The following is a 24,762-nucleotide window of genomic DNA, read 5'->3' as shown; positions in this document are numbered from 1 at the left end:
GGAAACTGGGGCGATCGCGAGGGATGCCCCTGGCGCATGGCCTTTTTTCTCATCTGTGCGCCTTTTCAGCGCCAAACTTTAATGGTTTTATCCCAACTGGCACTGGCGAGGGTTTTGCCATCGAGACTAATAACCACGGAAAACACATCGCTCACATGATCGGTGAGGGTTTGCAGCTCTTTGCCGGTTTTCAGGTTCCAAATTTTAATTGTATTGTCATCGCTCCCGCTGACGAGAATATTCCCTAACGGACTAATGGCGAGAGTGGTCAGTTTGTCCGTATGACCGGTGAGGGTTTTTTGCAATTCCCCGGTGTTTAGGTTCCAAATTTTAATGGTTTCGTCCCAACTGGCGCTGACGAGGGTGTTTCCATTCGGCGCGATCGCCAATGCTCTGACTAAATCTTCATGTCCGGTGAGGGTTTTTTGCAATTCCCCGGTGTTCGGGTTCCAAACTTTAATCGTATTATCCCCCGCGCCGCTGACGAGGGTTTCGCCATCGGGTCCGAGGGCCAGTGCCCTCACCGGGCCGCGATGATCCGTGAGGTTGTAGAGAACCGCCCCGGTTTCGAGACTCCAAATTTTGATGGTGTTGTCTGCACCGCCGCCGATTAGGGTTTCTCCCCTCGGCCCGAAGGCGATCGCGTACACCGGCCCGCTGTGACCGCTGAGGGTCATCTCTAAGGTGGCGATCGCATTTTCTGCCTCCGGATCGAGTCTCCAGATCTTAACCGTGCCGTTCTGACTGGCACTGGCAAATCTGTCCCCACTCGGCGCGAGGACAATTTCTCGCACTAAGTTAGTATGCTCTGTGATATTTTGCCGTTCGGTGCCGGTTTCCAAATCCCAGATTTTAATCGTATTGTCCCAACTGCCACTAATCAACCAGCGCGATCGCGGGTCGATGGCTAACCCCTGCACCGGTTCGGTATGACCGGTGAGAGTTATCGGTTCCGAGCGAGGTAGGCGGAATTTCACCGCTGGCGGCGGCGAAGGTACCGGAGGCGGTTGGGGCGCGGGACTTGGTTGGGGCGCGGGTTTGGTCACTGGCGTCGGCGTCGGTTTGGAAGTCGGTTGTGACGGCTCCACGGTTTCGGAAAAGGGAGCCGGAGATATCATATATTTAAAAGTCGCATAAATCCCCCCAATCAATCCGACAGTCAGGAGTACGGCGGCAAGGGTCAGGATTTGATACAGCCTTTGCGATGAGTCAGGATAAAGCGGCGCTTCAATCGGTGCGACGTCTACATCCGTCAGTCCCAAAATATCCTGATGCAAATGTTGCAAGCTTTTTTGGGTTTCCGCACTTGGGGGCAAGTCTTCTAGCTGCTTGACCGCTTGCACCACTTCTTTATAAAATTGAAACTTCGCTTTGTATTCGCGATAGGGTTTTAAGACCTCATCTTGAATGTCTACCGCCTCGGTTTGATGCAATTCCAGACTATCTCTTCGCAAATCTAAGGCTCTCAAATTCAATAACGAAATCATCCCGTTATTGCGCTGCACAAAATTTTCCACCGCTTGGCGATATAACTGTTGCGGCGTCTCGGTGGGGGTTTTGGCAATTTGGATGTTTCCGATTTCGGGCAGGGCGTAAATCGCCGGTTGCAGTGCCGGGGCGCTCATTTGCACTTTGCTGCTGGCATATTCGTGCAATTCAAATAAGGTGACAATTCCATCTTTATTGCTGTCTGCTGCACCAGTTTCCATTCCTTCGATAAAGTAATGGGTGTAGGTGGACAATCCGGTGCTTTTCTGTTTGGCAGAATACTCGAAGCAGTTTTTTTCGGGATTCGGATGGGCGATGGGAGGGTGAAGACTGTCGCGGGATTGAAAAAAGGTCGAACCGGTTAAAACTGCTTTTCCATATCCGCCCAATTGCTGCTTGATATCCACCAAACCAATTCCGCCGCTAAAGTAGCAGTCGAGAATAATCACCTGTTGCTGGGCGACGCTGGTGTACATGAGTGCCTGCAAAAAGTCCGCCGCTACCGCTGTGGCGCTGAGATTCGCCAAATCGGTGTTGCGGGTGGCGAAGTACAAGGATCCGTTTTCGTCGGAGATCGCATGCCCGGAATAGTACAGCAGCACCAAATCTTCCGTGGCGCGATCGCGCAACAGGGTCTCGATGCCAAACCGGATGCTCTGCAGATCCGGATCGAGGAGGGTTTGCACCTGCGCTTCGTCAAATCCCCCCTTATCCGGTTGCTGCAACACTTTCGCGATCGCTTCTACATCCCGTTTTGCCGTGGGTAATGGGGGTAGGGATGCCCCCTCTACCCCTTCATAGTCACTGACGCCAATCAGTAGTGCCACCCTTTTCATTCCGGTTTCGATTTCGTCTGAATGCTCAACTTATCCAGTTTCCCTCTATCTGTACCATTTGTACCGCCTTTTCGGGAATTTCTTTATCCGGAAATCTTGAAACTCCCGGTTTGTTCCAGGTTAGCAACTGGGGGATCGCCTTTGCCAACCTCCCCTCGACCGCAATTTTTGGCGAGGAAATTGTCAGTTGCTTATCAGATATAAAAACGGGAGAGACGCACACCGCTGCGTCTCTCCCGTTTTAACACGATCGCGCCAAAGGGGGTGGCGCGCGCGATCGCCCCCGGGTTACGCCTCGATCGCCACTGGTCCTTCTGGGAAGGCGATACAACTTAAAATGTAACCGCGATCGCGATCGTCTTCTTCCAACCCCTCCGGATACCCCTCATAACGCACCTTCCCTTCCAGTTTTCGCACCTTGCAACACCCACAAACTCCACTGCGACAAGCGCTTTGCATCTCCACTCCTGCATTTTCAGCAACTTCTAAAATCGATTGTTTGCCATTACAAGAAATCTCCTGTTTCGACTCGGCAAAATAAATCGAATTCGACTGGGATGGCGGTAAATTAATTTCCGGTTTTGAGGCAAAATTTGCCGTCCCCTCAGTGGCAGATGCTTGTTCCGAACCCGGGGTTTTGCTGCTGGAAAATAAACCCCAAATTCCCTTTCCTTTTTCGGGGGATTTCACCGGGGAATTCGCTTGGGGCGGTGGGGATTGAGGTTGGGGTCGTTTCGGCGGCGATCCAAAACTTTCTTCGTAATAATTGGCCATTGGAAAGTCCAGGGATTCGAGCAGAGTTTTCACCCCGGACATAAAAGGATGCGGACCGCAAACGTAAACTGTGCGATCGCGAAAATCGGGGGCGATTAATTGCAGCATCGCTTCATTGAGTCTCCCCGTAAATCCGGGCCAACTGCAACCTGCTTGCGATCGCGTGGTGGTAATCGCCAGATGAAAATTCCGGTGACGGGCATCCATCAATTCTAACTCAGAGGCAAAAATAATATCCGCCGGGGTGCGCGTACTATGGAAAAACACGATATCCCGTTTTTGTTCCGTATCGCAAATCCATCGCGACATGGACATCATCGGCGTAATTCCACTTCCGGCGGAAATTAGCAACAGTTTATCATTCCAATTATCCGCACAGGTAAATTTGCCCAACGGCATTTTTAAAGTTAGGCGATCGCCCACTTGCAAATTATCGTGCAACCAATTCGACACCACACCGGGCGGCGCATCCGGTACATCCGCAGGCGGCGGAACTCGCTTGACTGTAATCTCTAAAATTTGCGGTCGCGAGGGAGACGAAGAAATCGAATAAGACCGCTGCACGGATTTGCCATCAATCTGCAAATTTAACGTTACAAACTGACCCGGTTGGTAAACAAACCCTGACGCCGATTCGCTTTGCAATCGAAACGTCTTCACATCCTGTGTTTCATCAATAATTCCCACGCAGCGCGTCATTATTTTCCGCACATTTTCTGCTGACTCTCGGGGTTTGTCCACCCCTTGGATGCAGAGTAAAAACGGGTCGATTTGAATCACACATCCGGGTTTAATGAGATATATTTCGTTAATTTGTGCATCTTGATTGTAAATTTTCGACCCGACAGAACTGCCCAAATCGGTAAAATAATATCCGGTTTCGGTAGAGATAATTCGCCCGTGAACCCGGCTCACTTCGGGACTGGGTAACACTAAGGCACAGCTTTGATGTCTGCCGATCGCGCATTCGCGATTTAACATTTTTTCCGGTTTCAATTCCCGTTCGGTAAAAGTGCCTTGTTGTTGGTTGACAATTTTTAGTTTGAGCATTGTCTTCACTTTCAATAAGTCTACTAAAATTAATCCGCGACCTGATGAGAACACAGTATCAAAACCCGGGTATGTTCTGCGGTACAGATAACGCGAGTCAAGGAATTATCCGACAAACTTTGGCCGGGTAAAAGGGTTTCGAGAGGCTGAAAAATATCCCCTTGCAATTGCTGCACCTGTGCCGCACCACTCATCAGCAATCGCAGAGTAGAGGTGGGTTGCGAACCGGCGCAAATTTCCTGTGGCGGGTCGTAAACGCGCACCTGTGCATCGCGGGCGAGGGCAATCAAGGCATCGGCTTGCAGATATTTAAACAAACTATGTTCAAACAGCCATAACAGCTTTTCGAGGGTAGAAATAGGGGCAGTAGAGGGGGGACGTTTTTCCCAGGAAATTTTCAGGGTCGGACCGTTTAACGTGCCGAATTGCACGATCGCCCCAGATTCGATCGCCACCGGTTGATTGCCCACCGCGCGATCGCCGATTCGCACTCCGTTACTGCTGTCTAAATCTTTGATTCTCACCCCGCTGTCATCCAGGTAAAATGCCGCATGGTGGCGGGAGACGCGGGTATCGGGAAGGACGATATCGTTATCCAGTCCTCGTCCTACTCTCACTACAGCGTGCTGAAAAATTTGGGGTCGGTCCAAACCTCGGGGACTTTCCGCAATCAAGGTGGGAACCCGGGCGACAGTGCGATCGCTGGCTGGATGTAAGAGGTGTTGTGCGGTTTCCTGGAGAAACGGCGAATTGTGCGAAGCGAGGCACTCGCGGGCGCGATCGCGACCTTGTTGCGGATCGAGCTGATACAGAGCATACAAACTCGCCGCCTGAATCGTCGGGTCTGGGTCTTGCAGCAGTTGGGCGATCGCCGCGATCGGGGGTGCTTGCGGCACTTGCGCCGGGGTGGGACGCCGCACCATCGTGGCATCCCCGCGCGGATCCCCCATCTCCGGACGCCGGATCTCGGTGACATCTTCCGATCCGGTGCCAAACCCAGGACGCCGCGCCACTGTTGCTTGTGAGGCACTGGCGGTTTTTCCCGGACGTCGCGCCACGGTGAGGTCCGGGGGGAGTTGGGTGGGAGAACGACGCACCACCGTGGTAGAATCTTGGGGAGTCGAGCGGCTCTTTAAGTGCGAAACAATGGTGGGAGCGAAGGCGCGATCGCGGGGATGGTTTGGCAGCAACGTGAGGATATCGTCGCTCAAGCGATCGCGCCACTTCGAGCTGTCGCATTGCAGTAAATCGGCGATCGCCTGACCGGCGAGGGCACCTGCAGATCCGGCAATTCGGGTGGCGGATTCCCCTTCGCCGAGGATTTCTAAAATCCGCAGCAGTTTGGCGGCGATGTGATGCTGTTTGTTTCGCAGCAGCGATCGCAGCAGCACAAAAACGCCGCCGCGCGCATCGGAACTGCTCTGACTCAGCGATCGCCCTTGCAGTGCCACATTCTGAAGCTGCACTAACAACGCATCCGCCGTTTGCAACATCGCACTATCTTCGTTGAACATGCCCGCTAGCACTTGGCGATGTTCCGATTCGCGAATGTGATAGGTCTGCTGCAAGCGCGCGATGGTCTGGCGCTGGGACTGATACGCTTGTGTTAACGGGGTGCCCCGTTCCACCAAGTCTAACAACAGGTGTTCTAAGGATTGGCGATAGCTCTCGATTCGCAATCGGTCTTCCGCGCTGCGTCGGCGATCGGGGTCGGGCAACTCTCCTTCAATCCCCAATTCGGTTAACACCCGCTGATGTTCCTCCTCCGTGAGGTCCAGTTCTTCCCGCAGGTCGTGCAGTACGGCCAAACTGTGCGAATAATCTATATTACCATCTTCTAAGGCTTCGCGCAAGACTTCTTTGTAAATCAACAAGCGATCGGGCAATACCTTGGCTAACACGTAAATTTCATCCGCACTTAGGTCTTCGATCGCCCGATTGGGAAAATATTTCGATACCGCGATCGCCCGCTTTTTCAGTTGACGACGCAAACTGGTTGCTTGTTTTTCGCGATCGTACCCCGCTTGGGTGCGCGTTAGGGTTTGATACAACCACAATGTACTCACCAATGGCACGAACCAGTTAAACAATACCTGTCCCGTTTCTGGCAACTTCATCACCGCCGGACGTCCGCCAAAAATGAAAAACAAATTAAACGCTAAAAACGTGGCCACGGAAAACACGTGATGGGTAACTTGTTCGTCAGTTAAGGGTTTTTTAATCCGATACCGATAGCGCTTGTAAGCGTTTTCCCCCCAGCGAAATATCCCATAACTCAAGCTGCAAAATAACGCCAGGGTCAGGGGAACCGCTACCAGGTTGGGAATGGCGATCGGCCTAGTTCCTAAATGCAGCCCAAAGGGGTCAAAAATTTCCCACCCTGCGTCTCGATGAGTCCAGTGACCGGAAAAATAATAGGCGAAATTTCCCGCATAAAAAAAGTAGTACAAAAAGAAGCCCACCACCAATCCCACATAGCCGTATTGAATCAGTTTGCGCCCCGGTTTGTGCAGGGCGTCCCAGTAGGAATCTTCCGCATCAATGTCCATGCAGTGCGACTTACAGCCCACGCAGTTCATTTTTTCTCCGCCGTTTCTCTCCAGGGTGCGACACATGGACTGGGTGATGCTTCCTCGGGGTTGTTGATGCGCTTCGCTTCCCAATAATCCTCGCGGTCCGGTGTAGACTATTTGCACAGGCGACATGGGACAGAAATAATGACACCAGGTTCGCCCGCCGTACAAATAGCCCACAAAAATTGCTGCAAAAATCGTCAGCAGCAAGAAACTTCCTAACGCCAACCGATTGAAATCCAGTAACACCAAACGCAGGGTTAAGCCGAGAAATAATAAGCCGAATTGCAGGTATAATTGATAGCGACCGAGCCATGAATCCGGACGGACGCGCTTTTTGAGATTGATTCCCAGTCGTTGCGGCATTTGCGAGAAAAATGCCAAGGGGCAAATGCGCCGCCATGCTTCGTGACCGAAGACTAACAGCAACATGACGGCGCTGGGAACTACCATTCCCCAAAAGATGGTAGACCCCATTTCATAAGGGTGGCGATCGTAAATACAGTGGTTTTTAAAGGGAATGCATTTCTCGGGATTGACTCGAAAGGGACTGAGGGCGTTTTCCGGATGCGTCAAGGCGGTGGAAATCGGATCGTAAAATAAAGAGGCAATTAACAGCAACCAGCCTATTGCTAGCAGCCATTTGACTTTCTGCATGTATTTTTCGGGTATTTTATCGAACATTGCGCCGATGTCTCCTGTTATTAATTACGCTGCGATCGGGGTTTATCGTGACCTTCGTTCCCAGGATTCCGCCTGGGAACGCACTTTCGGAGGCTTCGCCTCCCCCAGCAGTGGGTGTGCAATCTCATTTGCACGCTTGTTGATGAATCTTCAGCAACATCGCGGTTCCTCTGTCGTTGCAACTATATATCAGTATGGCCCGTTCGTCGGGTAACTGACGATATAGAAAAGTTGATAAAAGTTGACATGTTTGCGGGAAAAGTTGGCCTTTGCTGGGGCGGCGATCGCGAAAAGTTGATAAAAGTTGATAAAAGTTGATATCTTTGCCCCAAACCCTTGACAGCAACTCTTCCCTTGTGTTAAACAGAGTGTAATCTAGTAGAAAGTGTCGAGGCAAAAAACGCTCAAACCTCGAACCGCAAAGGTTTCCACTGCGGTGGTTTTCCCTAAATGCCGGGGGAATAAGCGATAATCTCTATGGCGATCGCCGCAATGGGATGAATACAATAAAAACAGACGTTTGCAAAACTACCATAACTTAAACCGCAATGAGATATTGTATTAACTCTCACTGTTCCGTGCCCGAAAACCCCGATAACGGACTTTTTTGCCGTCACTGTGGCGCGCAACTGCTGCTTAACGGTCGCTATTGGGCCACGCGCTTACTCGCCACTCGTTCCCTGGGCGGAGTCTTATACTCTAGAACCTTTGAAGCCAGCGATCGCAACTCGCCGAAAATCCTCAAAGTGCTTTACGATACCGATGATTGGGCGATTTCCCGCTTTCGTCGCGAAGCACAAGTGTTGCGTCAGTTGCGCGATCGCGGACTTCCACAAGTGTGCGAAGATGGTTTTTTTGATAGTTTGCTGCAGCAAAACTTGCCCCCCGTCCACTGTTTGGTCATGGAACGCATCGAAGGATTAAATTTACTCCAGTGGCTCGAAAAACGCGGCGATCGCCCGATTGGCAAACCGGAAGAAACCTTGGCGATCGCCTGGTTAAAACAATTAACCCTGATTCTCGATCGCGTCCATCAGCAGGGCTTTTTTCATCGCGATATCAAACCCTCCAATATTATGCTCGATGCGGCGGGACAACTGGTCTTAATTGACTTTGGCGAAGTGCGAGAAGTCACCCCCGAAGAAGTAACCGTGGTCTACACCCAAGGCTATACCGCCCCGGAACAACATGATGGATTTGCCGGCTTACCCTCGGACTTTTTTGCCCTAGGTAGAACCTTCGTTCATCTCCTCACCGGCCAACCCCCCAAGCATCTCTCCACCCATCCCACTACTCGCCAACTCATCTGGCGAAATCGCACCGATATATCAAAACCTTTCGCCGACTTAATCGACGATTTAATGGCATTTTCACCGGAAAATAGGCCGCAAAGTTCCCGGGAAATATTACACCGATTAGAAGCTATCTGCAATTCGTACAATATCGGCCAAAACCCGGATAAAATTCCTCCCCGATATTCTGAAACTGTTCCGCAAAAATCCCCCACAAAATCACGCCGTATCCCCTGGAAACTGCTGAGTTTGGGGACGGGATTGGTTCTGGGAATTGCAGCGATCGCCAGTGGGTTTTATTTCCGGCAAAAACCCCCGCAATTTGTCACCAAAACAGTGGCCAACCGGGAAATGTCGCCCGCCGCACCCCTTCCCTCGGGACGGGAAATGAATCCGCAAAATTGTCCCCCCAGTCTGGGGGATTATTTGAGTTGTGGCGAAGAAATTTTATTTCAAAATTCGCCTATTTCGGCGGCGAAAACCAAAGGAGTGCAAGCGTTCCAAAATCAAGACTACGATCGCGCTGTGGAATTATTAGAAAAAGCGCGCCAAGAAGACCCAACCGATCCGGAAACCTTGATTTATTTGAATAATGCCCGCATTGCGACCCAACCCGCCTATACCATTGCGGTGGTGACTCCTTTAAGTGGGAGTGTCACCGAAGCGCTGGAAATATTGCGCGGCGTGGCTCAAGCGCAAGATAACTTGAACCAAAGCCAGGAAAAAATGCGTCTGCGCGTGTTAATTGCCGATGATGGCGATCGCGTAGAATTGGCAAAACAAATCGCTCGCAGTTTAGTGGGACTGGCGGATATTTTAGCGGCGATCGGGCACTGTCATAGCGAGATTACCACCGCCGTTGCAGATATCTACAAAAATAAGTTAGTCACCATTTCTGCCACCAGCAGCGCCGCCGGGCTTTCGCAAATTGGCGAAGACAATGAATATTTATTCCGCACGGTAAACAGCGATGCAGTAACCGCCAAAGCAATGGCGCACTATGTTGGCCAACAAGAGCATCTCTGGAAAGTGGCGGTTTTTTATAACAGCAATAGCGATTACAGTCGCTCGTTATTAAAAGAGTTTCAAGCGAATTTTCCAACTAGCCAATTTCAGGAAATGATTCCCTTCGATGGGGGAGAACATCCTTGGGCGATCGCCGATGGGTTAAGCTATATCGCACAATATCGCCCCGATGAGGTCGCCCTGGTTTTTCTCGCCGATCGCCAGATGCAACAAGATGCCTTAGATGCGATCGCCCAAGTGACCCAACCGCCACCGCGCCGGGGACGCAAACCCCCACCGCCCCCGGGAAACCCACCCCCACGGTCGAAAAAAGACCGCAACCGTCGCCCTCCTAAACCCCCAAGCTATGCGATCGTCGGCACCGAGAATTTATACACGCCGGAACTCACCCGGACTCGGGCAGATGGCGTGATGGTGGCCCTACCCTGGAACCGAGAGTGCCATCGCGAGTCGGCATTTTATCGCCAAGCGCGATTTCTCTGGGATCGCGCCGATGTGAGTTGGGTTGCCGCCCTGTCTCACGATGCCACCGTGGCGGCGATCGCGGGCTTGGAACGACACCCGCAAACCCGCGAGGAATTGCAGCACATCCTCTCTGAAAATGAGTTTCAGGCAATTGGTGCTAGCGGACTTATCCAATTCGCGCCCAACGGCGATCGCTTCGGTGACGCGATCGAGTGGCTCACTATTGCCCCCCGTCACAAAGGCTACGAGTTCGTCCCGGTGCGCTGTTCCACCCTGCAAGCCCGAACATAAAAGCGAGTAACGGATGTCACCACGTAGGGTGCGTGAGACCCCGGCTCCCATGCCTCGGATGCACGCAAGTTCGCACGCCGGAGTCTCGCGCACCGCAGCAGCAAGTATATCACCCGACCCAAAACCCCTGTAAGGACAGGGCAATGCCCTGCCCTGAATCGCCATTTATCCTTGCAATAACGACTGAGCGCCATCAATCCACATTTCCGTGCCACTGATGTGACTGGAAGCATCGGAGGCTAAAAATAGTACCAACTGTGCTACTTGTGCGGCGGTTCCCGGTTGACCGTCGGTTAAGGGAATTTTACCTTCCGGATATCGCACCGGTTCGCGCACGCTTTCTACATCGCGAGTTTGAGTATTGTCGCTAATTTCTGTGGTAATTGCTCCCGGACAGATGACATTCACGCGGATGCGATTTTCGGCTAACTCTAAGGCTGCCATTTTCGCAAATGCAACCTGCGCCGCTTTAGAACATGCATAAGCCGTAGCTCCAGTATTGCTAAACATTCGGGTACCATTCACCGAAGAAGTAACAATGACCGAACCGCCTTGTTTTTTCAAATAAGGAATGGCGTATTTTACCGTAAAAAAAGTGCCGTTGAGATTGATAGAAATCGTTTTTTCCCATTCTTCCGGGGTGAGTTCCTCGAGGGGCGCCCAAACGCCATTAATCCCCGCATTGGCAAACAGGATATCTAGTCGTCCCCACTGCGCGGCAATTTGCCCGATCGCCTCTTCCATCTGTTTCGGTTGCGCTATATCTGCAACCAACGGCATCGCGTCTCCACCCTCACCTCGAATTTCCGCCACCGCTTTTTCCACTTTTTCGGCGGTATGTCCCAAGGCGGCGATCGCTGCCCCTTCTTTCGCCAGCAAATGCGCTGACGCTTTGCCAATTCCCGAACCCGCACCCGTTACCAGGGCGACTTTTCCTGTGAGTTGATTGACCATGTGGTTCTCCCAAAATAATAGGGTATTTCTACTGTCAGTGGTATAGCATCCCGCCCCTGGGCATCTCTACCTCCTTTAGAGAGAATTTCACTCCCTTTCTCTCCTCCCTTGGCGCTACGCCTGTGAACCCAATTGCACGGCGCGATTTCCCCCGAGGGCTTTACAGTGCAGGGGTTTTCTCTGGTCTGGGGTCTTGCCACTCGTCGTTCCTCTGGTCATAATAGAGATGTACTACCACTAGAAGTATCATGTCCAATAAAAGGCGTTTATCCGATCGCGTTTTAACCATTCGTCTGCCCGGAATCGAACTCGAACGACTGGAGGCGTATTGCGAAATGACAAAGCGAACCAAAACCGATGTCCTTAGAGAACTCATCCGCAAAATCCGGGTGAAACCTCCCTCCGATACCTCGGGATCTACCCAATGATGTGGATGCATGACACTCACCCGTTCTTACCGAATGCAGCGCTATCAAAATTTCTCGGAAACTTCGGTTGGCTAAGGGGTTCCGAGTGGTTTTTTTAACGCTGCTCGGTACTGCTTTTTTGACCCAGCATGTTCTGGTGATTTCATGCTTTTTGAATAATTGTGTTTGAATCTTACAGAGGGTGGGTCGAAAAGGGGGAACTTTCTATGGCTCAATTCATCAATTGAAACGGGTTATCGCCCCCGCTTACTTTCTCGGATAACCATCGGTTTAACGTCGAATTTTAAAAGAAATCTATAGTTAGCCAGTGAATGAGTAAACTAACTGCAAAAGTTATTGCCCAACCCCATTTGTTTCCCCACCTGTGCCCGGTGATGTACGAGTTATATCGCACTTATTATGATGGCACTAGCGAGAATTTTTTTTGGAACGATTTAAGCCAAAAAGATTATGCTATCCTCTTGTGGAACCCCGAGGGACAATTAGGGGGATTTTCTACCCTCTCTATCCTATCGCGCCAGTGGGAAGGCGATCGCATTCGCGCGATTTTTTCCGGGGATACGATTATCCATCGCCAATATTGGGGAGAACAAACTTTACCCCTGGCGTGGTGTCGTTTAGCCGGTCAAATCAAAGCCCAACATCCACACACTCCCCTCTACTGGTTTTTGATTGTCAAAGGATACCGTACCTATCGGTATTTACCCTTATTTGCCAAAGTCTTCTATCCCACCTATCGCTATCCCACTCCGCCACCAATGCAGGCGATCGCTGATGCTTTGGCTACCCAAAAATTCGGCGAATACTACAACCCAAAAACCGGATTAATTCGCTTTCCTACCTCCCGGGGTCATCTGCGCGGCAACTGGGCCGACATTAAAGCCGGAATTCGCAAAAAACCCGACGTGCGGTATTTTTTAGAGCGCAATCCAGACTATTATAAAGGAGACGAATTAGTTTGCTTGATGGAGTTGCGCGAATCCAATCTGCGATCGCACGCCCGTCGAGGATTTCTCGCCGGCTTGCAACATCCCCTCTGAACCAGGAAAACGGATTTGAACCTGTCACCCCTGACCCCCTACATTCCTCCTCAAACCTATTTTTTAAAATCTCGATCCAGATTCACCGCCTGTAAGGACACGGCAATGCCGCGTCCCTCCGAATCATGGTGAATAATTAGTTGTTAAAATCTGCATTACTTATTCTTTTTATTGCGCTTTTTTTTCGAGGATTTGAGCTTTAGCTTGAGTTTGTATCTAACTGCTTCATGGACGACTTTATAAGAAGCTTCAATCCCAAACTCTTTTTTCAGCCAAGTCCTGACTTCACTGTAACTATTAAATGAGTCCGGTTCTTGCAGGCGCTCTTTTAATCGTTCCATAACGGGTTTGGGAATTGCCGGTTTTCGACCCTGACCTTTTTTAACTGCCAGCATCCCTTGTAACCCGTCGGCTTTATATTTTTGAAACCATCGGTAAATCGTCGCCGTATCTCTGCCAAGCAAAATCCCCAGTTCTTTGAGGGTCTTGACTTGACCAATTTTTAGTAAATAGAGAGCTTGGATTCGTTCGCGACCTCTTGCGGTTGTTTGTTTCGCCAACAGGGTTTTGAGTTCTTCCACCGTTTCAGCGATTTCGAGTTTAAGCACTCCTGCCATGCCATGAACCTGAACGCTAGGACAATTCTCATATATAGTTGCAAAGATAAAGTGAAATTGTATCAATTTTAACCCCATGCAACACTGAGGGGAAATTCCCCCCGGTTCTCTTCCCATAGGGGCAGGTGCCCCCAAGGGTGGCAGACTCCACAGACCCGGCTTTTCTGTCACCTTCCGCAGAATTTAGCAAGAAATTGTTCCGGAGGGGTGACGAATTGCCAACCGACAATTTGTCTGCCAAGCCCCGGCGATCGCGGCAAGTCATCAACCGGATCCCCGGGGTGAGTGGTGAAACCCCCGAGAACAGCGAGTTGGGGAATGATGGCGCTCAATATCACCATTTTCGGAGAAAAATGGCGATCGCCCGATTCCGGGTTGTTTTCCGGCGCGTTTGCTCTGGATTTGCGGATGAAACCGGCGAGGTTGCAAACCACTAGCTTCGCCTGAGTGCGGGGGAAGTGGATCGGGTGGGGCCTGGCAACCCTTCCGGACCACCGACAAGCGCGGATCCCTCATGGATTGTCGGGGCAGCTTGTTTGGGGGCTTTTTCCCATCGTAGAACAAGTGCAACCGAGATTTTTCGCGATCGAAAAGGTCCCAAGACGCCGATATGGATCCGAAGCGCCAGCGATCGCATCATCTGCTCCTTGGGGGGTTTCTCCCCTTCAAACCCGAGGACATACCGCTAGCCATTGCAAGTCATCCGAGAAAAAATCAAACCCATCGGCGATGAAAAGGTTTGCGATTTGCTCAATTGTGCAGATTACGGCGGGTTATAACATCGCCAACTTAATCATAATTATAAGCACCCGAGAGAGAGACATTCTCTACCTTCCGCGAGCAACAAATCGCGCCACTGCAACCCAGGGTTTACCCCAGTGGCGCGCTGAAAATTTCCCTGCACGATCGCGCCGATTCCCCATCGGAATATATCCCCTATCCCCCAAGCCAATCAACTCTTTGCACCGATTAAAATCCGCTCAAAATTGGCTACATTTACCGAAAGAATTGAAGGCCGAAGCAATTGGGTTGCGCCTCCCCATCCAGCAGCAGAAACCCTGGCTTGTATCGGCACCAATCCTGGCACAAACCTTCCCCCACCATGAATCACCGGCAGCCCGCACCGCCACCGATATGTGCTATCTGCAAGCAGCTATCCGATCGTGATAGAATGTGCTAAAACCTGCACCAGTTATCTCCGGGGGAATCGGTGAAAGGAACAGAAAGGATTGAATAATGTTTGCGATCGCGGGTCTAGAAAGGATTTATTGGGGGTTTGTAGTGTTTACACAGGCGATGATATCGCAATTACTTGTCCGGTTCGCTTTCGTCAGGATTGGTTAATTGTCGAGGATGCCGCAGCATTTTTTTCCCCGAAAATACTGCATGGACTTCCCTTGCTGAAATTCGCCTCAATGACAAAAAGGGTCAATCTGCTGGTAACATCGATTGGGTGTTGGTGGCTTACGACAGTGGAGGACGCATCATTAATTTTGGCACATTGGAAGTTCAATCTGTGTACATTTCTGGCAACGTGCGACGGCCATTTGAATACTACATGGAAGATCCATCTCAGCGCTTTAATATGGACTGGAGTGGGCAAAGAAATTCTCCCCGCCCCGATTACCTCTCCTCTTCTCGCAAGCGTTTGGCACCACAATTAATTTACAAAGGAGGAATCTTAAAAAAATGGGGTAAAAAACAGGCGGTGGCTTTACATAAAGGGTTTTACAATACGCTTCCCGCCCTGCCAGAAGTGGATCCCACCGAAGCAGATGTTGCATGGCTAATTTATAACCTACAGCACGATGCGGCTAGAAACTGCTATCAGCTTACCGAATTTCGCAAAGTTTATACCTTATTTAAACCAGCCCTCGATCGCATAACCACTCCCGAAGCGGGTTCGATGGATGATTTTTGTCAGTTTTTGCAAGAAAAACTCGATGAAAAGTTGGAGAATCCTCCAGATGCTCCTACACTCACTGACCTTTTGTAGTTTGAGCTTTGTAATGCGTCAATTATCCCTGTTTGACAATAATATTCCCGAAAAAATCCCCAATGTGATGTCCGTGCCCCTGCGGAGTCCTTTCCGATATCCCGGGGGAAAAACCTGGTTAGTGCCGCGCATTCGGCAGTGGTTAGCACGCCAGTCTGCCCCTGGGGTTGAATTTATTGAGCCTTTTGTGGGGGGTGGCATTGTTAGCCTCACTGTGGCATTTGAACGGTTAGCCGATCGCGTAACGATGGTGGAACTCGATGCAGAAGTAGCAGCCGTGTGGCAAACCATTCTCAGCGGCGATCGCGAATGGTTGGCTCAGCGCATTTCTACTTTTATCATTTCTCCTGATTCTGTGGATTCGGTGCTGTCTGCTGTTCCAGTTGACCGAAAAGAAAAAGCATTTAAAACTATTGTGAAAAACCGGGTAAATCGCGGCGGTATCTTAGCAGCAGGTGCGGGGAAAATTAAACGGGGCGAAAAGGGCAAGGGACTTGCATCTCGCTGGTATCCAGATACCCTGAAACGGCGAATTTTGAATATCGAGCAAATTCGCGATCGCCTCACCTTTATCGCCGGTGATGGGATGGCGTTTCTCTCGCAAAACGCTCATCGCGGCGACGCAGTGTTTTTCATCGATCCGCCTTACACCGCAGCCGGCAAAAAAGCAGGCACTCGTCTGTACGCTCATTCCGAACTGAACCACGAAGAACTTTTCCGCATTGCCAGTACCCTCTCTGGGGATTTTCTGATGACTTACGATAATATCAAAGAAGTCCGCGAGTTAGCCCATCAATTCGGATTCGATACGGAAACGGTGGCGATGAAAAATACCCATCATGCAAAACTCACTGAACTGCTCATCGGGCGCAATTTGGATTGGGTACGATCGCCATAGCAGGTGTAAAATATTCGGACAATTCTGAAGGGGGTGCGATCGCGTCGCTCCCTACTCTTTCTCGCTTACCGTAAAAACCCAGAAACCCAAGGAGAAATTTAACCCCATATCGCAAATAAATTTGTGGCATGACTAACTGTTCCTTTCAACCCGACTATCTCCGATTTGCGGTCGCCCTTTGTGGCTCCACCATTGCTTCCATTGCCCTTCGTCAATGATAATTTTGCGATCGCTCCCTACGTTGCTATTGTACAACTGCACCAACTTCACCAATGCCTCGGTGTAATCGCGCAATAAGTTATCGCAGGCAAATAGCAAATCCCCTTCCGATGTTAGTCCGTCTCGTTTCTTTGCTTCCCAAATCGAGGTAATAAACCGAATGAACGGGGCATCGGTGATTTCTTCCATTAAATCTACGATGTCAGACTCTAAATAAACCGCATAGCGATCGACCACCTTTTCTAAGGCTTGCTTTAAGCTATGGCATTCGGCAACCATATAATCCAGCCAGTCTATCTTTTCTCCCTCTGAGTTTAACACCGGAGCAATTTTCAATAAATCCAAATAATGTACTTCGTCAAAAAAATCATCTTCAAATAAATCAGCTAATGTTTGATAGTCTTTGTCAGGTTTCGCTTTCACTGAAGCTTTAAATATTTCAAAAAACAAATAAATTTGCTTTCGCAAGACAAAGCGCAGTTGGCGGAAAGCAATTTGCTTGAATTTGCTTTTTTCTTTTTCGCGGTTCTCGCGCACGGTTTTGTTGACGGAAAATAAAACCATCAGGATTCCGGTGGTTTCCGCCACTAAGTTAATGGATAGCTCTTGCAGCCATTCATCGCAAATTGCCCGGTCTACCAGATAGTTGTTGATGCAGGTTGAGGAGAAGAAGATACTGGCAAACAACATGAAAAATAAAAATAGGTAAGATTTTTGAAAAAATGAATAAAAAGAAAAAATTTTTTTGAACAAATTCCACATGAAGTTTCCTTTTGGGTCCGATAATGGGATAAGTTTGTTGGTTGCAAAAGAGTGCGATCGCCGCCACCGCGATTTACTTGCGCTTCCCTGGGGGAGGCGATCGGCTTGACGGTGTTGGTTTCGGGATATTTTTTCTGTTTTCCAGCATGGCACCTCGTCAATAAAAAACCTGCCCCCAAAGGGGGCGATCGCCAACCAAAATTTACAGAACGTGACCTTTAACCCCCACCCTGGGGCTATCCATTTTCCTGGGTTGGGTGTTCCAGTTGTCTCAGTAATTCGTGGGGACTAACCCCCAGCGCTTTTGACACCTCCAAAAATTCCACTACATCTAACCGTCGTTCTCCCCGTTCGTATTTAGACACGAACGACTGGGGTTTTTGCAGTTTCTGCGCTACTTGCACCTGCGTTAATTCATTCGCTTGGCGCATTTGAATTAACAGGCGGCGAAACTTCGTATATTTTTCGGTAAAAACGGATTTACTCACTCAGATGCCTCCCAAGCATTCTAATGTAAAAGGGTAAATGCTAAAACAGGATAATCGGAAATTCCAGGATTGACAAGAGTCATTTGAGGGAAAAATTAGAAAAGGGGCTGCAATTCCCTCGGAAAAGGAATTCTAATTCATTTCCGCCAGCAGTTGGGCTTCCCTATTGCCACCACTAGCGCTTATTTCCCCAAAAATCCACCAGAGGATAGGTGACAGTTTTAACTCAACTCGTTTATAATTAACCGATTTACTTAATCACCACCGCGCCGTTGCCACAACCGCAAGCCAGAAGCGATCGCCCCCTACGCAACAATTATTTTTCCCGAAAAATCCGCCTTGGCCTTGTGTTTTCTGTATCATAGGTTTGTAACCTTAGAAACTGGCAAGCACAGGGAATTGAAACGCGATCGCCGTCACTTTCTCCAACTCTTCGGGCTGACTGTCTTAGCCACGCAACTTCCCGTGGCGTCCCAGGATAGCCCCACCCCGCGTCCCCTCCTCAAGCCCCCTCGCCTGCAGGTGGGAGATACGGTGGGTTTGATCAACCCCTCGAGTCCCATCGTCCGAGACGATATCGACTATACTCGCAAAGAACTGGCTAAGTTAGGCTTAAAGGTCAAGTTAGGGGCGCACATCCTCGATGAATACGGCTATCTGGCGGGAAGCGATCGCGATCGCGCCGCCGATACCAACGCCATGTTTGCCGATCCCACCGTGAAAGCAATTCTCACTATGAGAGGCGGCTGGGGCTGCAGTCGGATTTTACCTTTACTCGACTACGACTTGATGCGATCGCAGCCGAAAATTCTCATGGGATATAGCGATATTACCTCCCTGCTATTAGCCATTCACGCCCGCAGTGGAATTATTACCTTTCACGGGCCAGTGGGAACCTCTCTCTGGAATCCCTTTTCTGTCAGCTACGTGAAGCAAATTTTATTCGATCGCCAACCCGTCACCCTCCGCAATTCTCCCCGTACCCCCATGCAAGCGATCGCCCCAGGAAAAGCCCGAGGAAAATTAATCGGCGGGAACCTCTCTGTCTTAGCTGGAATGGTGGGTTCCCCCTACTTACCCCCCTGGGAAAAAACCATTTTATTTATCGAAGAAATTGGCGAAGATATTTACCGCGTAGACCGCATGTTAACCCAACTCAAACTCGCCGGTATTCTCGATCGCATTTCCGGCTTTATTTTCGCCCAATGCACCGACTGCACCGCCGGGGAAGGCGACGAACCTTCTCTAACCTTAGCCCAAGTTTTATCCGAACATATCAAACCCTTAGGAATTCCCGCCTGGTATGGTTCCTCCATCGGCCACATTCGCGATAAATTTACCGTCCCCATTGGCATTGAAGTGGAAATCGATGCCACCCGAGGGACGATTCAACTCCTGGAATCGGCGGTTGCCTAAATCTAAAATGAAGCATAACATAATTTTTGGCCGCTAAAAATTAGCCGACAATCACTGTTCATTCTCGGCGGGAAAAAACGCGGGATGCTGGGACAAAAGGCGACGGGATATCGCCGCCTTATCCCGATAGCAGTGACGAAAGTTCGTCCACAATTTTCAGCCGCCCGCGTCTGACCGATCGCAGCAGGCGATCGATAGAAAATCTCTCGTCTTCCTCCAGGGAATCGGCCAAAATTGCCGCCATCAATCCATAGCGGTCTGCTAAGGTAATCTGGCGCGTGGCGCTGACTTGCGCCATCAGTTCGGCGATCGCATTGGGTAAAAGTTGCAGTTGCAGTTTCATAAGGCATAAGTCCGGGAATGCTATAGTTTTATTATTCAACATTTTCGCCAATTTTTCCGCGATCGCGATCGGCTTCAAACGCCGATCTAAATCAGCTTCCCCCTTGCTTCAAATCTCAGGGTAGTTGTGATATAATCCCATAAATAACCGTGACTTCAACCGCAAAAGTTGGTGATTTGTATCACAAAGTCCCCCAAATGACCATTCAGGTAGCCAGAGGCGATCGCGCCACCCCATTGCAGCATCCCCCTCCCCCGGAAACTCCGCAACCCGAACCCCGCCCAGGGTCGCGCCCCACACCCAACGCAACATTCCCTGACGTAAAATAGTCCCAAGCTTTAGCCTCCGATTGCCGGGAGGCTTGATGAAATTCACCCATTTTTGGAGGAAAAAAAATGAAAGCGAGTTCCCATTTATTCGCCTCAGCCCTGGTGGCGTTATCCATGACCGGCTGTGTGGTTGTAGTGACCGAAGAACCGGTTACTCTGGGAAACAAAATGGTTCCGCGCGTGCAATTGCCTCAGACCCAGAAAACCACTCCCGCATACAAACAAATTCTCTACGTGGATCCGGTTGAAGGGACCGACAACCCCACGGTGGGCCAAACCGAAACCCAACCGTTACAAACCATTACTTATGCATTAAAACAGTCTAATCCGGGGACGGTGATTCAGCTTGCCCCCGGGGAATATAGCGCCCAAACCGGGGAAATTTTTCCGTTGGAATTAAAAGCTGGCGTTACCCTGAGAGGTAACGAAGCGCAGCAGGGTGAAGGGGTGAAAATTATCGGCGGCGGCGATTATCTCAGCCGCACTTGGGCGAAACAAAATGTCACCATTGTGGCTGCAGAAAAGACAGAAATTGCGGGCGTGACCGTGACTAATCGCAATCGCAGCGGTACGGCAATTTGGGTGGAATCTACTGCGCCGACAATTCGCAATAGTCGATTGGTGAATAGCGATCGCGAGGGAATTTTTGTCACCGGAAATGCTGCGCCTCGGATTGAAAATAATCGGATTGCCGATAATGGTGGGAATGGCATTTCTCTGACCCACAATACAGCCGGCGAAATTCGCGGCAATCAGATAGAAAATACGGGGTTTGGATTGGCGATCGGCGGCGATGCTGCACCGTTGGTGGCGGACAATCAAATTCGCAACAATCTCGATGGATTGGTGATTACCCATTCCGCCCGCCCCATCCTGCGCGGTAATGCGATCGTAGAAAATCAGCGCGATGGGTTGGTCGCTATTAGCGAGTCTCAACCGGATTTAGGCACTGCAACCGCTGAGGGAAATAATATGTTTGCTAATAACGGACGCTATGACGTGCAAAATGCAGCGAAACAACAAAACCTCGTCGCCGTTGGCAATCAATTAACCGGCGATCGCGTCCTCGGCGTCCAACTTCAATAATTCCTGCATCGATCGCTCTTAGTCGTAGGGTGGGCACTGCCCACCTTATCACGTTCTGGCATTACCACTATAATTCCTTTTTCAGAGAGAACCTGTCCTGTTTAGTGGGGAAAACACTTCATTAGGAAGGGCAAATAAGCAGCATTTAGTCTCGGGGAGGTGGGCAATGCCTACCCTACAGATTTCGGCAAATTATCGATTTTAAAATTATAGCATATTTTCAATTTTATAGCATTAATTTTTCCAAAAAAATTACAATTTCTGCCCAATTAATGCTCGGAATGGCCTAGGGGGAATGCAGGCGATTCATTGCCGCGCGCTTTTGCGAGGGGAGAAGCGGTGGGCGGTGAAGTGGCAGGGAGGTGGAAGGGAATTTGATGGGGTGGGGAACTCTTCTGGTAAAGTAAATTTACCACACAAGTGAGAGGAAAACCCATGAACGTTCGGATTGGTAACGGGTACGATATCCATCGGCTCGATCGCGATCGCAAATTGATTCTCGGCGGCGTCGAGATTCCCCACCAGTTGGGATTGCTCGGTCACAGCGACGCCGATGTGCTGACTCATGCCATCATGGATGCCATGCTCGGTGCCTTGAGTTTGGGCGATATTGGCCTGTATTTTCCCCCCAGCGACCCGCAATGGGCAGGTGCCGATAGTCTCGTGTTGTTGGCTCAGGTGAACCAATTAATCGCCGATCGCGGATGGCAAGTTGGCAATATTGATTCCGTAATCGTTGCCGAAAGACCCAAACTCAAACCCCATATTTCTGCCATGCGCGATCGCCTCGCCGAGGGATTACAAATGAACCGCGATCGCATCGGTATCAAAGCCACCACCAACGAAAAACTCGGTCCTGAAGGACGAGAAGAAGGCATTTCCGCCTATGCCGTCGTCTTGCTGATGGCAGACTAATTCTCACCCCTTCCCCCACCCTTTCTCCCCCCGCTAAATTTCCCGCAATTCGCTACAATCATATAAAAGCGAAATGATGCCTACAGAAAACCCCCAACGGTCTATTATGATTAAAAAATATTCCCATCGCATTCTCGCCTTTCTCCTAACCTTCATCCTCAGTATCAACCTCGGGGGATGTACGCCCGCCGCCTTCAAAAGCGATGCGGCAGAAGTCTCGCAATTAGTATTGAGCATTCTCAGCGACCCGAAAACCTTTAACTATGCCCTCAGCGAAGAATCTCCCAATATTTTTGGCTATACCTATGAAGGCTTAGTTAATGAAAATCCCCTCACCGGCGAAGTAGAGCCAAACTTAGCCGAATCCTGGGACATTTCAGACGACAATCTTCGCATCGTCTTTACCCTGCGCGAAGGTTTAAAATGGTCTGATGGCGCACCGTTAACCGCCGAAGATGTGGTCTTTACTTATAACGACATTTACTTTAACGAAAAAATTCCCAGCAGCATTTCCGACGTATTGCGAATTGGCAATTCCCGCGCCTTTCCCACGGTGCAAAAACTGGACGATCGCCGCATCGAATTCACCGTACCCGAACCCTTTGCCCCCTTCTTGCGTTCCACTGCTTTGGCTATTTTACCGGCCCACGCCCTGCGCGAATCGGTTAACACTTTAGACCAAGATGGAAACCCGCAATTTCTGTCTGTATGGGGCACCAATACTCCTCCAGAAGAAATCATCGTCAACGGGCCTTATATGCTAGAAAATTACCGCACCAGCGAGCGCGTTACCTTTCGGGCAAATCCGTATTATTGGCGAGAAAACCAGCCTTATATCCAGCGCGTGGTGTGGGAAATTGTCGAATCTCAAGACACCTCGGTGCTGCAATTTATGGCTCAACGCTTAGATGCCATTTCCGTCAGACCGGAAGATTTTCCCTTGCTGAAAAAGAAAGAAGAAGCGAACGATTTTCGGATTTATTATGAAATGGAACCGGCTCCGGGCATCACTTTTATGGCATTTAACTTGAACAAAGGGCGCAATGCGGAAACCGGAAACCCCGTGGTCGAACCGGAGAAATCTCGCTGGTTTAATACCCTCGCTTTTCGCCAAGCAGTCGCCTATGCGATCGACCGGGAAACGGCAATTGAAAATACCTTTCAAGGCATTGGCAGACCGATTAATTCTCATATTGCCGTGCAAAGTCCTTACTATCTCGCTCCGGAAGAAGGATTGAAAGTGTATGACCACAATCCCGAGAAAGCGAAAGAACTGCTGATCAATGCAGGATTTAGCTATAATGAAGAAGGGGAACTTATCGGACCGGAAGGCAACCGGGTTCGCTTTACTTTAATTACCAATGCGGGGAATAAAATTCGCGAATCAATGGGTGCCCAAATCAAGCAAAATTTGAGTCAAATTGGCATTCAGGTGGATTTCCAGCCCCTCGCCTGGAATGCGCTGACCGGCAAGTTGACTAATTCGTTAGATTGGCAAGCGATTATTATCGGATTTGGTGGCGGTGTCGAACCCCATTGGGCTTCTAATTTATGGTCTCCAGACGGGCGATTGCACTTGTTCAATCAGCAAAGACTAACCGGACAAACTCCCCTTGTGGGACGGGAAGTGGCGGACTGGGAACGAAAAATCGGCGAGTTGTATATTCAAGGGTCGCAAGAGTTGGATGAAGAAAAGCGCAAGGAAATTTATGCCGAAACCCAGCGCCTGACCCAAGAGAATTTACCAGTAATTCAGTTAGTCAACCAACTGTCAATGACTGCAGTGCGCGATCGCGTAAAAGGCATCGAGTATTCCCCCCTCGCCGGCGCGTTCTGGAATATTTACGAACTCCGGGTAGTGGACGAGTAATATCCAATCCCACAAGGGTTTCCAGCGGCAAAACCCGTCAAAAATAGCCCGCCTAAGCGGGCTAAGTCCGTATTTAGCCCCACCCTGACCGGGTAGGGGGTGAAGAACGAATCTAATATTATCTCTACTACACCATAAAAACTCAATTTATCGACTAATTTTTTGGGAAAATAGACAGGAGAAATTTAGTTTTGCAAGTGTATTCAGGATAAGCGACAAACTGATGAATCCAGAAGCCATCCAAACCCTGTTAGAAGCGGTTGCTGCGGGAAAAGTTACGCCATCGGCTGCCTTAGAAGAATTGAAGTATGTGGGATTCGAACCCGTGGGAGATTTTGCCCGCATCGATCGCCACCGCAATTTGAGAACCGGCTTTCCGGAAGTGATTTGGGGACCGGGGAAAACGCCGGAACAGATCGCGGACATTATACAAAAAATGCGCCGGGACACGCCAGTGGTGATGGCCACCCGCATTGAGCCAGAAGTGTACGCCCAGCTTGAAGAACGAGTCAGCGGACTGTATTACTATCGCACAGCGCGCATTTGTGCTACCGCGATCGCGCCCATTCCCGGGGAAATTGCCGGCACCATCGGTATCCTTTGTGCCGGAACGGCGGATTTGCCCGTGGCGGAAGAAGCCGCCGTCACCGCCGAACTGTCCGGGTTTCGGGTGCAGCGCTATTTCGATGTGGGGGTAGCCGGCATTCACCGCCTGCTGGCTAACTGGCGCGCGATCGCCCAGTCCGATGTGTTGATTGCCGTGGCGGGCATGGAAGGCGCATTGCCCAGTGTGGTCGCCGGATTGGCCAATTCCCCGGTCATTGCCGTCCCCACCAGCGTCGGGTATGGAGCCAGTTTCAATGGCTTAGCCCCCCTGTTGACCATGCTCAATTCTTGTGCTGCAGGGGTGGGGGTGGTGAAT

General features: G+C 50.2%; 21 protein-coding genes. 12 read left to right on the top strand and 9 right to left on the bottom strand.

Features of this window, described 5'->3' with window-relative positions; all coding sequences use genetic code 11:
- Nucleotides 1-65: 65 nt before the first annotated feature.
- From AC0QH1_RS24190 to AC0QH1_RS24180, 3 genes are all read right to left on the bottom strand, one after another.
- Nucleotides 66-2,315: a caspase family protein gene (locus AC0QH1_RS24190; RefSeq protein WP_324633956.1), complete on the bottom strand. Its 2,250-nt coding sequence runs from the start codon at nt 2,313-2,315 to the stop codon at nt 66-68.
- Nucleotides 2,316-2,612: 297 nt separating this feature from the next.
- Nucleotides 2,613-4,148 (bottom strand): 2Fe-2S iron-sulfur cluster-binding protein, encoded by a 1,536-nt coding sequence (locus AC0QH1_RS24185; RefSeq protein WP_324633955.1) that lies wholly within the window; start codon nt 4,146-4,148, stop codon nt 2,613-2,615.
- Nucleotides 4,149-4,177: 29 nt separating this feature from the next.
- Complete coding sequence (locus AC0QH1_RS24180; protein WP_324633954.1) at nt 4,178-7,405, bottom strand: FHA domain-containing protein; 3,228 nt, start codon at nt 7,403-7,405, stop codon at nt 4,178-4,180.
- A gap of 548 nt (nt 7,406-7,953) precedes the next feature.
- Between AC0QH1_RS24180 and AC0QH1_RS24175 the strand changes: the two genes are divergently transcribed.
- Nucleotides 7,954-10,479, top strand: a complete 2,526-nt coding sequence (locus AC0QH1_RS24175) for a bifunctional serine/threonine-protein kinase/ABC transporter substrate-binding protein (RefSeq protein WP_324633953.1) — start codon at nt 7,954-7,956, stop codon at nt 10,477-10,479.
- Between the two features lie 165 nt (nt 10,480-10,644).
- Here the strand turns inward: AC0QH1_RS24175 and AC0QH1_RS24170 are convergent, their stop codons facing one another.
- Nucleotides 10,645-11,433 carry an SDR family oxidoreductase gene (locus tag AC0QH1_RS24170; RefSeq protein WP_324633952.1) on the bottom strand — a complete coding sequence of 263 codons (789 nt, stop codon included), beginning with the start codon at nt 11,431-11,433 and terminating at the stop codon, nt 10,645-10,647.
- 248 nt (nt 11,434-11,681) lie between these two features.
- Here AC0QH1_RS24170 and AC0QH1_RS24165 point away from each other — a divergent pair, with 248 nt between their 5' ends.
- The gene (locus AC0QH1_RS24165) at nt 11,682-11,861 is read left to right on the top strand and encodes a hypothetical protein (protein ID WP_324633951.1); all 180 of its coding nucleotides are present in this window, start codon (nt 11,682-11,684) and stop codon (nt 11,859-11,861) included.
- A gap of 311 nt (nt 11,862-12,172) precedes the next feature.
- Nucleotides 12,173-12,901 carry a hypothetical protein gene (locus AC0QH1_RS24160; protein ID WP_324633949.1) on the top strand — a complete coding sequence of 243 codons (729 nt, stop codon included), beginning with the start codon at nt 12,173-12,175 and terminating at the stop codon, nt 12,899-12,901.
- Nucleotides 12,902-13,056: 155 nt separating this feature from the next.
- On the opposite strand, the gene AC0QH1_RS24155 is transcribed toward AC0QH1_RS24160, so the two are convergent.
- Both AC0QH1_RS24155 and AC0QH1_RS24150 read right to left on the bottom strand, forming a co-directional pair.
- Complete coding sequence (locus AC0QH1_RS24155; protein WP_324633948.1) at nt 13,057-13,518, bottom strand: helix-turn-helix domain-containing protein; 462 nt, start codon at nt 13,516-13,518, stop codon at nt 13,057-13,059.
- Between the two features lie 167 nt (nt 13,519-13,685).
- Nucleotides 13,686-13,952, bottom strand: a complete 267-nt coding sequence (locus AC0QH1_RS24150; RefSeq protein WP_324633947.1) for a hypothetical protein — start codon at nt 13,950-13,952, stop codon at nt 13,686-13,688.
- A gap of 574 nt (nt 13,953-14,526) precedes the next feature.
- Between AC0QH1_RS24150 and AC0QH1_RS24145 the strand changes: the two genes are divergently transcribed.
- The 3 genes from AC0QH1_RS24145 (at nt 14,527) to AC0QH1_RS24135 (ending at nt 16,412) form a co-directional block, all read left to right on the top strand.
- A complete protein-coding gene (locus tag AC0QH1_RS24145) occupies nt 14,527-14,685 on the top strand; it encodes a hypothetical protein (protein WP_324633946.1) in 159 nt (52 codons plus the stop codon).
- A gap of 169 nt (nt 14,686-14,854) precedes the next feature.
- Complete coding sequence (locus AC0QH1_RS24140; protein WP_324633944.1) at nt 14,855-15,514, top strand: NotI family restriction endonuclease; 660 nt, start codon at nt 14,855-14,857, stop codon at nt 15,512-15,514.
- On the top strand, nt 15,486-16,412 hold the full coding sequence (locus tag AC0QH1_RS24135) for a DNA adenine methylase (RefSeq protein WP_324633942.1): 927 nt from the start codon (nt 15,486-15,488) through the stop codon (nt 16,410-16,412). The genes AC0QH1_RS24140 and AC0QH1_RS24135 overlap by 29 nt, the downstream gene beginning before the upstream one ends.
- Before the next feature lie 132 nt (nt 16,413-16,544).
- Here the strand turns inward: AC0QH1_RS24135 and AC0QH1_RS24130 are convergent, their stop codons facing one another.
- Nucleotides 16,545-17,321 carry a hypothetical protein gene (locus tag AC0QH1_RS24130; RefSeq protein WP_324633941.1) on the bottom strand — a complete coding sequence of 259 codons (777 nt, stop codon included), beginning with the start codon at nt 17,319-17,321 and terminating at the stop codon, nt 16,545-16,547.
- Nucleotides 17,322-17,629: 308 nt separating this feature from the next.
- Nucleotides 17,630-17,881, bottom strand: coding sequence for a helix-turn-helix domain-containing protein (locus AC0QH1_RS24125; protein ID WP_324633940.1), 252 nt, complete (start codon nt 17,879-17,881; stop codon nt 17,630-17,632).
- Nucleotides 17,882-18,280: 399 nt separating this feature from the next.
- Between AC0QH1_RS24125 and AC0QH1_RS24120 the strand changes: the two genes are divergently transcribed.
- Nucleotides 18,281-19,297, top strand: coding sequence for a S66 peptidase family protein (locus AC0QH1_RS24120; protein ID WP_324633939.1), 1,017 nt, complete (start codon nt 18,281-18,283; stop codon nt 19,295-19,297).
- Between the two features lie 118 nt (nt 19,298-19,415).
- On the opposite strand, the gene AC0QH1_RS24115 is transcribed toward AC0QH1_RS24120, so the two are convergent.
- Nucleotides 19,416-19,640, bottom strand: coding sequence for a hypothetical protein (locus tag AC0QH1_RS24115; protein ID WP_324633938.1), 225 nt, complete (start codon nt 19,638-19,640; stop codon nt 19,416-19,418).
- A gap of 149 nt (nt 19,641-19,789) precedes the next feature.
- Between AC0QH1_RS24115 and AC0QH1_RS24110 the strand changes: the two genes are divergently transcribed.
- The 5 genes from AC0QH1_RS24110 to larB all read left to right on the top strand — a co-directional run.
- On the top strand, nt 19,790-19,969 hold the full coding sequence (locus AC0QH1_RS24110) for a hypothetical protein (protein WP_324633936.1): 180 nt from the start codon (nt 19,790-19,792) through the stop codon (nt 19,967-19,969).
- 66 nt (nt 19,970-20,035) lie between these two features.
- The gene (locus AC0QH1_RS24105) at nt 20,036-21,055 is read left to right on the top strand and encodes a DUF1565 domain-containing protein (protein ID WP_324633935.1); all 1,020 of its coding nucleotides are present in this window, start codon (nt 20,036-20,038) and stop codon (nt 21,053-21,055) included.
- Between the two features lie 435 nt (nt 21,056-21,490).
- Nucleotides 21,491-21,970, top strand: a complete 480-nt coding sequence (gene ispF / locus AC0QH1_RS24100; protein WP_324633934.1) for a 2-C-methyl-D-erythritol 2,4-cyclodiphosphate synthase — start codon at nt 21,491-21,493, stop codon at nt 21,968-21,970.
- Nucleotides 21,971-22,043: 73 nt separating this feature from the next.
- Entirely contained in the window at nt 22,044-23,840 is a 1,797-nt protein-coding gene (locus tag AC0QH1_RS24095; protein ID WP_324633933.1) for an ABC transporter substrate-binding protein, read from the top strand.
- Nucleotides 23,841-24,063: 223 nt separating this feature from the next.
- Nucleotides 24,064-24,762 (top strand): nickel pincer cofactor biosynthesis protein LarB (gene larB / locus AC0QH1_RS24090; protein WP_324633932.1); only part of this gene is annotated, 699 nt, incomplete at its 3' end.

Source organism: Phormidium sp. CCY1219, from assembly GCF_055795085.1.
This window is presented reverse-complemented; position numbering and strand designations above follow the sequence as displayed.